Source organism: Stackebrandtia sp. (assembly GCF_035643755.1).
In the GTDB taxonomy this organism is placed as follows: Bacteria; Actinomycetota; Actinomycetes; order Mycobacteriales; family Micromonosporaceae; genus Stackebrandtia.
This window is the reverse complement of the sequence record NZ_DASQPW010000202.1, coordinates 1-10,139: the sequence shown is the minus strand read 5'-3', so window position 1 is coordinate 10,139 and position 10,139 is coordinate 1. Positions and strand designations below refer to the sequence as shown.

The following is a 10,139-nucleotide window of genomic DNA, read 5'->3' as shown; positions in this document are numbered from 1 at the left end:
CGATGGCCGACAGCCGGGCCTCGTCGAGGCGGCCCGCCGCGGCCTGGATGATGTCGCTCGACATGCCCGCGCACGCGTCGCCCCGCCACAGGTCGAGGGCCTCGCGCAGCAGGCGTAGGGAGTCGGCGGGGGCGTCGCGGTGGCGGGCGCCGCGGGCGCGGGTCACCAGGTCGGCGAAGGCGTGGGCGTCGATGGCGTTGCCGCCCTTGGGAACCCGATATCCCTCGCTTGTGGACTCGATGGCGGGCACGTCGCCGGCGGTGAGGTCGCGGCGCAGCGCGGCCATGGTGTTCTGGACCTGGCGGCGGGCGGTGTCGGGCGGGTGGACGCCCCACAGCACCTCGACGAGGCGGGGGATCGTCACGACGCGGCCGGCGTCGAGGATCAGGGCGGCCAGGAGCTTGGGTCGGTGGCGGCCGGGGATCTCGACCCTGGTGCCGTCGCGCCGCACCTCGAGGGGGCCGAGAATCCTGAACTCCACTACCTCTCCATTGGATCGTGGACGAAAATACCGACCGGACTATACAACGTGGTCGGTCGGGCACCGCCCCAGCGTGGAAACGCTCCCGCTTGCTCTCTCCGTGAAGCGTCCATGTTACCCAGCGACATCAGGGCACGGCAAGACGGAAGCGGACGTCGTCGCCGGGTCGCAGCTGGGCGGCCGCGGCGACGTCGGCGTCGGCCAGCACCGCGATGACGGGGTACCCGCCGGTGACGGGGTGGTCGGCGAGGAAGAGCAGGGGTTGGCCGTCGGGCGGCACCTGGATGGCGCCGCAGGTCAGGGGCTCCGGGGGCAGCTCGTCGCGGACACGGCGGCGCAGCGGCGGGCCGTCGAGGCGGACGCCGACGCGGTTGCCGCGCGGCGTGACGCGAAACGGCTCGGCGAGCAATATGGACCGCGCGTCGGCGGCGAACCAGTCGTCGCGGGGACCGAGGACGACGTCCAGGGTGGACGCGCCCAGGCGGCGGGGAGGCGCGTGGTCGACGGCCGGTGGCGACGCCGCGTCGCCGCCGACGGGCAGGCAGTGCCCGGGGCGCACGATGGCGGGGCCGAGGCCCGACAGCAGGTCGGTGGAGCGCGAGCCGAGCACGGCGGGCACGTCGACGCCGCCGCGCACGGCGAGATAGGCGCGGGCGCCCGCGGTGGCGGTTCCGATGTGGAGGATGTCGTCGGGTCGCGCGTATACAGGCGCGTTCATGTCGATGCGTCGATGGCCAAGGCGCAGCGGGCATACCGCCCCCGTCACGGCGATCAGCGTGGTGCGGTCGAAACGCACCACCAGCCCGCCCAGCGTGGTCTCCAGTGCGGCGGCGCCCTCGGCGTTGCCCACCAGGCGATTGGCCAGGGTGAGGCTGTCGCGGTCGGCGGCCCCGCAGTGCCCGACCCCCAGGTGGGTCAGCCCGCCGCGGCCCAGGTCCTGGACGGTGGTGAGGGCGCCCGACGCCATGACCTCCATCAGGCGGTCACCTCCGTGAACCGCACCCGGGTCCCCGGCGCCAGCCGCGCGGGGGGCCGGGCATGGGTGTCCCACATCGACATGGCGGTGCGTCCGAGGATGTGCCAGCCGCCGGGCGAGGACCGGGGATACACCGCGGTGTACTCGTCGGCGATCGCCACGGCGCCGGACGGGACCGCGGTGCGCGGGGTGGCGCGGCGCGGCACGCGCAGCGCGGGGTCGAGTCCGGTCAGGTAGCAAAAGCCCGGCGCGAACCCGGCGAAGGCGGCCCGGTACTCCCCCGCGGCGTGGCGCGCGACGACGTCGCCCGGGTCGAGACCGCACAGCCGCGCGACCTCGTCGAGATCGGCGCCGTCGTAACACACCGGGATGTCCACCGGCGCTTGACTTTTCGGGTCGGGTGCGCCGCTGGGCAGCTCCGCCACGGCGGACACCAGTTTGTCCATCGTGGTGGCACGACGGTCGTAGCGGACCAGGACGGTGCGCGCGGCCGGAACCGCGGCGGTGACCCCCGGCGGCGGGTCGCGAAGCAGCGCGGCGTGCAGGGCGACCACCTCGTCCAGATCGTCCACTTCGATCAGAACGGCGTGCTGTCCGTATCGCTTGGCCCGCATGGGATTCACCGGACGAACGGCGCGACCGTCACGCCCGCCTCATCGAGCGCGCGGCGGACGCCCCGCGCGATCTCCACCGCGCCCGGTGTGTCGCCGTGCACGCACACCGATCGCGCGGGCGAGGCGACCGGCGTGCCGTCGACGCTGACGATCCGTCCCTCGCGCGCCAACCGCGTCACCCGCCGCGCGATGGCCCCGGGGTCGTCGAGGACGGCGCCGCTGTGGCCGCGCGGCACCAGATGACCCTCGGCGGTGTAGGCGCGGTCGGCGAACGCCTCGGGCACCGCCGTCAGACCCCGGTCGGCGGCGGCATCCAGGAACGCCGAACCGGGAAGCCCCAGCACCGCCAGGTCCGCGTCGAAGCGGCGCACCGCCCGGGCCACGGCGGCGGCCCGCCGCGCGTCGGCGACGATCGCGTTGTACAAGGCGCCGTGGGGTTTGACGTATCGCACCCGGTCGCCCGCGGCCCGCGCGACGGCGTCGAGGGCCCCCACCTGGTAGAGGACCTCGTTTTCCAGCGCGTCGGGGGCGACGTCGACGCGGCGGCGCCCGAAGCCGATCAGGTCGCGGTAGCCGACGTGGGCGCCGATGACGACGCCCCGCTCCACGGCGCGCTCGCACACCGCGCGCATGATCGACGGGTCGCCGGCGTGGAAACCGCACGCCACGTTGGCGCTCGTGACGATGTCCAGCATCCCGCGGTCGTCGCCCATGGTCCACGCGCCGAAGCCCTCGCCGAGATCGGCGTTGAGGTCGATGTGTCGTTGCGCCATGACGACCTCCGCGCGGTGTCGATGATGTACCAGGCTAATCGGTTTCGGGTGCCACGCGCAGGATTCCGAGACGGCGGGTGGCGCGGGTCAGGGCGACGTAGAGGTCGCTGTGGCCGCGCGGGGATTCGGCGACGACGGCCTCGGGGTCGACGACGATGACGGCGTCGAACTCCAGGCCCTTGGCGTCGCGGACGGTCAGCACCGACACCGACCCGCTGGCGTGGATCGCGGCGGCCCCGACGCGGCCGGCGGGGACGATGACGCCGATCGAGCCGGAGCCGATCGCCTCGGCCTCGGCGTCGATGTGCTTGCGCAGCTCGGCTTCGAGCTCGCTGGCGTCGATGGTGGCGTCCCAGGGGATGGCGCCGGTGGAGCGCACGGCGCGGGGCGCGGTCAGCGACGGGTCCACCCGCGACAGGGTGCGCGCGGCCACGTCCATGATCTCGGCGGGCGTGCGGTAGGAGACGGTGAGATCCTCGCGGCGCCACCGGCCCGGGGCGTACGGGTCGAGGATCTCGCCCCATGTGGCGGGTCCGGCCAGGGCGCCGGTCTGGGCGAGATCGCCCACAATGGTCAGTGAGCGGGTGACACAGCGCCGCATCACCATGCGCCAGGCCATCGGCGACAGCTCCTGCGCCTCGTCGACGACGACGTGGCCGAACGACCAGGTGCGGTCGGCGGCGGCGCGTTCGGCGGTGGACAGGTAGGCGTCGGCGACGTGGCGTTCGCCGAGGAACTGGGCGTCCAGCACGTCGGTGGCCAGCAGCAGTTCCGGGTCGGGGTCGTCCTCGTCCTCCAGGTCGATGGAGCGCGAACCGGTGACGATGTCCAAGACCCCCTGGGCATAGGCGAGGCGCGAGGCCAGGCGGCGGCGTTCGCGTTCCCTCGCGGCGGTGTCGTCGGCCTCGCCCAGCAGCTCGGCGGCCTCGTCGAGCAGCGGGACGTCGGATTCGGCCCAGCCGCTGTGCGGCGAGCGGACCAGGAGCTCGCGTTGCTCGGGAGTCAGGTGCGGCGCGGCGGCGGCGATGTGCCGCACGGAGTTCAGCAGCCACGACACCAGTTGGGTGGGCGTCAGCTCGGGCCACAGCCAGTCCAGCACGGCCTGCACCTCGGTCTCGGCGAGGAGCTCGCGGCGGACCTCGGCCAGGTCGGCGGCGTCCAGCAGGCTCTCGCCGCCCAGCGGGTCGGCGCCGATGCGCTGGGCGACCCGGTCGACGAACGCGTCCATGATGGCGGCGTTGTGAACGGCGCGGGCCGCGTTGTGCAGCTTGCCGGACGCGCGGGCCTTGTCGCGGGCGGCGGCGCAGGTGGCGCGGTCCAGCACCAGCAGCCCGTACTCGGTGTTGGCGTCCACCGCCCGCTCGGGCAGGCGCTGGCGTTCGGCAAGCGCCGCGGCGATGACGTCCACCATGGACGGTGAGCCCTTGACGGCGGCGGCGCGCGGGTCCTCCCGGCGGTCGGCGACGATGCCGGGGTAGAGGTCGCCGACGGTGCGCAGCAGCACGTCGGTCTCGGCGAGGCCCGGGAGGACGTCGCCGATGTAGCGCAGGAAGGTCGCGTTGGGGCCGAGCAGGAGCACGCCGCGCCCGGCGAGTTTCTCGCGGTGCTGGTACAGCAGGTAGGCGGCGCGGTGCAGGGCGACGGCGGTCTTGCCGGTGCCGGGGCCGCCGGAGACCACCAGCACGCCGTCCAGCGGGGAGCGAATGATGGCATCCTGCTCGGCCTGGATGGTGGCGACGATGTCGTGCATCCGGTCGTCGCGGGCGGCGTTCAGCGAGGCCAGCAGCGCCGCCTCGCCGGTCACCTCCTCGCGCCAGTCGTCGCGGGGCGCGTCCAGGTCGAGGATCTCGTCGCTGACGTCCACCACCTCGCGCAGCCGGGTGCGGATCTGGCGGCGGCGGGTGACGCCGTCGGGGTTGGCGGCGGTGGCCAGGTAGAAGTCGCGGGCGGCGTCGGCGCGCCAGTCCACCAGGAGGCGGCCCAGCTCCTCGTCGACCATGCCGATGCGTCCGATGTGCATGGTGGCGCCGGTGTTGAAGTCCAGTCGCCCGAAACACAGCCCGTTGTCGACCGCGGCGAGCCGGGCCATGTCGTCGGTGTACCTGGCGGCGACGTCCTCGCGCAGCAGGTGCCGCTGCGGATTCTCCGGGCGCTGCCGCAGCACCTCGGCGCGGCGCTCGGCGGTGCGTTCGCGCAGCTCATCGAGCCTGGCGTACAACCGCGCCACGTAGGTGCGTTCCTCGGCGAGCGCCCGGTCCCGGTCGGCGTCCACTCGGTTTGACAACCCAACTCCCACTCTGGTAAACTCGCAGGAAGACGGCCGATTTTTCGGCTGTCCTTTTTTATGCACGAACCGCCAAATGTAGCGCACCACGCGGCTCCCTGGCCACGAATGCCATAATCAGCCACCTGCATGCGTAAATGAGAGGAAGCATCGTGCGCGCGCAAGAACTCGTGGCGGGTCGCTACCGCCTGGAAGACCGCATCGCCGGCGGTGGCATGGGCGAGGTGTGGCGCGGCTTCGACACGCGACTCAACCGAGACGTTGCCATCAAGCTGTTGCACGCCAACCTATCCGGAAACGCCACCTTCCGGGCCCGTTTTCAGAACGAGGCACAGGCCGTCGCGAAACTCCAGGCGCCCGGCATCGTCGGCCTGTACGACTACGGCGAGGAGAACGCCCCCGAGGGGGTGGTGTCCTATTTGGTCATGGAGCTGGTGAGGGGCAAGTCGCTGGCCGACATCATCGCCGAGCGCGGGCGCCTGGGGCCCGCGGACACGCTGCGCATCATCGCCACCGCCGCCAGCGGCCTGCACGCCGCCCACCGCGCCGGGATCATTCATCGCGACGTCAAGCCCGCCAACATGCTGGTGGACGGCGAGGGCAACGTCAAGCTGGTGGACTTCGGCATCGCGCGCGCCAAGGGCGACGCGGGCATGACCGAGACCGGCATGGTGATGGGAACCGTCGCCTACACCTCGCCCGAGCAGCTGTGCGGACACGAGCTGACCCCCGCCAGCGACGTCTACTCGCTCGGCGTGGTCGCGTACGAATGCCTCAGCGGACGGCCCCCGTTCTCCGCCGAGAACCCCGGCACCGCCATCAACGGCCACCTGAACCAGACCCCTCCCCCGCTGCCGCAGGACGTGCCGCAGCCGGTGGTGGACGTGGTGTTCAAGGCGCTGGCCAAGAACCCCGAAAACCGCTGGGCCACCGCCCAGGACTTCGCGCGCGCCTGCCGCGACGTCGCCGCGGGCAACGCGCCCACCGCCCTGATGTCGGCGGCGGGCGCCACCACCCGCGTCATGTCGCCGACCCAGCCCACCGCGCGCATCGCCTCTCCCCCGCCCCGCCGCCCGATCCCCCCGGAGCGCGAGCCCTACGACGAGCCGCCCGAAAAGCAGGGCGGAATGAAGTGGCTGGTGGTGCTGACCGTGGTGGTGCTGATCGCCGCGGTGACCATCGCCCTGGTGGTGCTGAAGCCCTGGCAGCCCGGCACCAACCTCGGCGACGACAACTCCACGCACGCCACCCAGGCGAAGTCCTCCAAGGAGGATTCCTCCTCGTCCGAGGAGGAGACCGACACCCAGGACGACACCACGAGCGACGCGCAAAGCAGCGAGCAACACTCCTCCGCGCCCGAGACGGTGCTGATGCCCGACGAGAAGAACGCGATGATCGCCGACGCCCTGGCCGATCTGGATTCCAAGGGCTTCACCAACGTCGTGCCGCAGCCCTCACAGAGCGGCGCGGGCACGGCGTGCGCCGTTTTCGAACAGACGCCGCAGGCCGGTGCCGAGGTTTCGGCCGATACGGAGATCGACCTCAGTTACATCGACGACGGCAACTGCGGCGTCTAATCGCGTCTTGTCAGGAACGGCGGTCGCGCCACGGGGAGCGGCCGCCGTCTCGCTTGTCGCGAGTCGACGGGTGCCCTCCGCCGCGCTTGTCGCGGCGCGAGGAGTGACCCCGGTCGTCGAAGCGACCCCGGCCGCCACCGCCGCCGCGCTGCTCGCGGCCCCCGCGTTCGCCGCCGCCCCAACGGTCGCGGCGTTCACCGCGGCGTCCGCCGCCCTGACCGCGGTACGGCTTGCGTCCGCCGTCCTGGGAACCGCCGAAATCGGCGTCGGGGGCGGGCATCGGGATCTCGCCGGAGCGCTCCTTGGCGGCCCGGTCGCGCATCTGCGCGGCCTCGCCGTTGAGCCTCGCCGCGCGCTGCGCCAGGGACTCCGCCCGGGCCGTCAGCTCCTCCGCCTCGCGCTGCGCCAGTTCGGCCTCGCGACCCAGCCGGACGGCCTCCATGTCGGTCAGCGACCGGGCGCCGGTGATGCGCTCCAGCTCGGCGTCGAACGCGCCATCCACAATGTGGCGCGACACCTCGGCGTCGACGTCCTCCAGCAGCCGGAACACGGTCTTGCGCTGATGCGGCAGGGCCAGCGTCACCACGGTGCCGCTGCGCCCGGCGCGGGCGGTGCGGCCGGCGCGGTGCACGTAGTCCTTGCCGTCGCGGGCGGGGTCCACGTGCAGCACCAGGTCGATGCCGTCGACGTGAATGCCGCGCGCGGCGACGTCGGTCGCCACCAGCGCGTCGAGCGAGCCGCCCTTGAAGCGGTCGAGCACGGCGCTGCGGGCCTGCTGGGTGAGTCCGCCGTGCAGCGCGTCGGCGCGCACCCCGGCCTCGCGCAGCTGTGCGGCGACCCGGTCGCAGCCCAGCTGGGTGCGGACGAAGGCGATGGTGCGGCCCTCGCGCCCGGCGATCGCCGCGGTGACGGCGGACTTCGTTCGGGGCTTGACCACCAGCACGTGATGGCTCATGGTCGTCACCGAGGAGGACGCCGAGTCGACCTCGTGGGTCACCGGCTCCTTCAGGTAACGGTTGACCAGGGTGCCGATCTCGTCCTCCAGCGTCGCCGAGAACAGCATGCGCTGGCCGTCGGCGGGAACCTGGTCGAGGATCTCGATGACCTCGGGCAGGAAACCCATGTCCGCCATGCGGTCCGCCTCGTCGAGGACGGCCACCGCCACGGAATCGAGCGAGCAGACGTTGCGGCGCACCAGGTCGCGAAGGCGGCCGGGCGTGGCCACCAGGACATCGACGCCGCGCCGCAGCGCCTCGATCTGGCGGGGCATGGACGTGCCGCCGCACACCACCTTCATGTCGAGGTCGACCGCGCGGGCGTACGGGTCGAGGTCCTCGGCCACCTGCATGGCCAGCTCCCGCGTGGGGGTGAGGATCAGGCCGCGCGGGTGCTTGGCCTGGGTCTCGACGTCGTCGGCGGCCAGCGCCACCAACAGCGGCAGGCCGAAGCTCAGGGTCTTTCCGGAGCCGGTGCGGCCCCGTCCCAGCACGTCCCTTCCGGACAGTGCGTCGGGGATGGTGGCGGCCTGGATCGGGAACGGCGTGGTGACGCCGTTGTTGGCCAGGGTCTTCACGATCGCCTCGGGCAGGCCGAGTTCGGCGAAGTCCGGGGTGTCGAGGGAGTCATTGTCGGGTTGCTCGGTGTGAGCATGCGTCATCGCGCAGGTACCTTCCACGGTCGGTTGGGGCACGTCCGGTGAAGGAGTTCTCGTCCACATCGCCTGGTGCGATTTTCGAGAGGTCTGCTGCCGCGAACGCGCATTGCTGGCGCCTGCTCGGTGATGGCGGCGCCGGATTACGGGTCAAACAGTCGTTAACTGTAGACCACGCCACGCTATCGACCAAGGCCCGGGCGCCGCGCGCTTGGTCACACCACCCGCTGTGTTCACATTGGACGGTATTGCTCGGCGGCGTGTTTCAGCGCCTCCAGATGCCCCTTCCAGTACGCCTTTCGCTCCACCATGGTCTCGGCGTCGCCGAGTTTCTCGTTGGCGACCTGGACGGCGGTCTTGTGTTCCCCCTTGGGATACAGCCCCACCAAGACCCGCGAATCGTCCGGCCCGAAGTCGAAGCGCAGCGACTTGGGGCGGGTCGCGGTGCGCAGCGCCAGGACGTCGTCGGTGAGCCATTCGCCGCGGCGATCCTCGTCGGCCCACAGGTCGAAAACGATCTCCGCGGCCACGTCGACGGTCTTGGAGGCGTTGGCGGTGAAGGTGCCGTCGGCCATCTGGCCGGGACGGCGCATGCCGTGCTCCTGTTCGTAGCCGACGGTGATGCCCTGCGCCCACCAGCCGTCGACGCCGTGTTCGTCGGTGAGGTGGCGCGCGATCTCGGTGTGGGTGCGGTTCGTGCCGTCCCAGGCGTCCACAATGGCGAACCAGTCCTCCCATCCCTTGCCGGTGGCCTGGGCCAGGGCCTCGGACGATACGCGCCGCTGCGGCGCCGGAGTGGTGCTCATGCGACCGACGTTACCGCCTGTGGCTCACCCCGGACGCCAAAAGCGCCGCCCCCGGCAGGTGTGGGGGCGGCGCCGGTCGACGGAAGGCTACTGCTGGAACGCCTCGGGCGGCAGCTGCGCCTGCGGCGGCCGCTTGCGGAAGAAGGCGTTGGACGCGGGCAGCGCCAGCAGGATGATCACGGCCAGGGCGATGACGATGCTGATGATCGACGAGACGAGCTGGTAGGCGCTGTACCAACCTGGCACGGCGTCCATCCCGGCCTTGACGGCCTTGGCGACGTCGATCTTGGAGTTGCCGCCGCCGCCCATGTTGCTCAGCAGCGCCGTCGCCCCGAGGCCCAGCACGGAGCAGGCCAGGGTCAGGCCGCTGAGCACCCAGGTGACGATGCGGGACCAGTTGCGGCCGCCCAGATTGAGAAAGCCCAGGATCGCGTAGAAGACCGGGATCGCCAGGCCGATGGCCGTGCCGATTCCCGAGCCGACGGCGCTGGCCGAACCGGTGTCGGCGTCCTTGGGCGTGGCTCCCTGCTTGATCAGCTCGTCGCGGACGGCCTGCTCGACCGTGTGGTTGTACTTCAGGCTCAGGACCACGGTGATGATCGCGAACACCACGGTCAGGATCTGCAAGACGGTGGCGGTGGTGACCGCGCCGGGTCGCTGCTTGGTGTTTTCCATGGAGCTCATGTGTCCTCCGGGGCACGTTTGACGGTGATAAGGACACGTTAGAGGTTTCGGGGGCGCGAATCGTCGCGCCAACGGACGAACTCGCCGCTCCACCGCCAGACGAGCGTCTCCTCCCGTGGCAGGACGGGGCCGTCATCCCCGGGGACGGGGGCGCGGCGGAATGTCCGAAATGTACGTCAGCCCAGGGCATCCAGCAGTCCGCGGACGACCCCCGCGGGGTCGCCCGAGCGCATCACCGAACCCATCACCGCGACCCCGGCCGCGCCCGCGGCGCGGCACGCGGCGGCGCGCTC

Annotated in this window: 9 protein-coding genes; 1 reads left to right on the top strand and 8 read right to left on the bottom strand. The window is 72.0% G+C overall.

Annotation, left to right across the window (positions count from 1 at the left end):
• From VE172_RS15760 to VE172_RS15740, 5 genes are all read right to left on the bottom strand, one after another.
• Positions 1 to 481: AfsR/SARP family transcriptional regulator (locus tag VE172_RS15760; protein WP_324802882.1), on the bottom strand; the 481-nt coding region annotated here is incomplete at its 3' end.
• A 127-nt stretch (positions 482 to 608) separates the two neighbouring features.
• On the bottom strand, positions 609 to 1,457 hold the full coding sequence (locus VE172_RS15755; RefSeq protein ID WP_324802881.1) for a 5-oxoprolinase subunit C family protein: 849 nt from the start codon (positions 1,455 to 1,457) through the stop codon (positions 609 to 611).
• Entirely contained in the window at positions 1,457 to 2,071 is a 615-nt protein-coding gene (locus VE172_RS15750; protein ID WP_324802880.1) for a 5-oxoprolinase subunit B family protein, read from the bottom strand. The genes VE172_RS15755 and VE172_RS15750 overlap by 1 nt, the downstream gene beginning before the upstream one ends.
• Positions 2,072 to 2,076: 5 nt before the next feature.
• A complete protein-coding gene (locus tag VE172_RS15745; RefSeq protein WP_324802879.1) occupies positions 2,077 to 2,844 on the bottom strand; it encodes a LamB/YcsF family protein in 768 nt (255 codons plus the stop codon).
• Positions 2,845 to 2,878: 34 nt separating this feature from the next.
• The gene (locus VE172_RS15740) at positions 2,879 to 5,128 is read right to left on the bottom strand and encodes a HelD family protein (RefSeq protein WP_324802878.1); all 2,250 of its coding nucleotides are present in this window, start codon (positions 5,126 to 5,128) and stop codon (positions 2,879 to 2,881) included.
• A 152-nt stretch (positions 5,129 to 5,280) separates the two neighbouring features.
• Here VE172_RS15740 and VE172_RS15735 point away from each other — a divergent pair, with 152 nt between their 5' ends.
• The gene (locus tag VE172_RS15735) at positions 5,281 to 6,705 is read left to right on the top strand and encodes a serine/threonine-protein kinase (protein WP_324802877.1); all 1,425 of its coding nucleotides are present in this window, start codon (positions 5,281 to 5,283) and stop codon (positions 6,703 to 6,705) included.
• Positions 6,706 to 6,715: 10 nt separating this feature from the next.
• Here the strand turns inward: VE172_RS15735 and VE172_RS15730 are convergent, their stop codons facing one another.
• The 3 genes from VE172_RS15730 to VE172_RS15720 all read right to left on the bottom strand — a co-directional run bounded on the left by VE172_RS15730 (position 6,716) and on the right by VE172_RS15720 (position 9,846).
• Positions 6,716 to 8,362: a DEAD/DEAH box helicase gene (locus tag VE172_RS15730; protein ID WP_324802876.1), complete on the bottom strand. Its 1,647-nt coding sequence runs from the start codon at positions 8,360 to 8,362 to the stop codon at positions 6,716 to 6,718.
• A 227-nt stretch (positions 8,363 to 8,589) separates the two neighbouring features.
• Positions 8,590 to 9,162 carry a hypothetical protein gene (locus VE172_RS15725; protein WP_324802875.1) on the bottom strand — a complete coding sequence of 191 codons (573 nt, stop codon included), beginning with the start codon at positions 9,160 to 9,162 and terminating at the stop codon, positions 8,590 to 8,592.
• 87 nt (positions 9,163 to 9,249) lie between these two features.
• Entirely contained in the window at positions 9,250 to 9,846 is a 597-nt protein-coding gene (locus tag VE172_RS15720) for a hypothetical protein (RefSeq protein WP_324802874.1), read from the bottom strand.
• Positions 9,847 to 10,139 lie beyond the last annotated feature (293 nt).

Excerpts from the sequence above, each read along its gene's own strand:
- VE172_RS15750 (WP_324802880.1), bottom strand. The coding sequence starts at position 2,071 with ATGCGGGCCAAGCGATACGGACAGCACGCCGTTCTGATCGAAGTGGAC.
- VE172_RS15745 (WP_324802879.1), bottom strand. The coding sequence starts at position 2,844 with ATGGCGCAACGACACATCGACCTCAACGCCGATCTCGGCGAGGGCTTC.
- VE172_RS15755 (WP_324802881.1), bottom strand. The coding sequence starts at position 1,457 with ATGGAGGTCATGGCGTCGGGCGCCCTCACCACCGTCCAGGACCTGGGC.
- VE172_RS15720 (WP_324802874.1), bottom strand. The coding sequence starts at position 9,846 with ATGAGCTCCATGGAAAACACCAAGCAGCGACCCGGCGCGGTCACCACC.
- VE172_RS15725 (WP_324802875.1), bottom strand. The coding sequence starts at position 9,162 with ATGAGCACCACTCCGGCGCCGCAGCGGCGCGTATCGTCCGAGGCCCTG.
- VE172_RS15730 (WP_324802876.1), bottom strand. The coding sequence starts at position 8,362 with ATGACGCATGCTCACACCGAGCAACCCGACAATGACTCCCTCGACACC.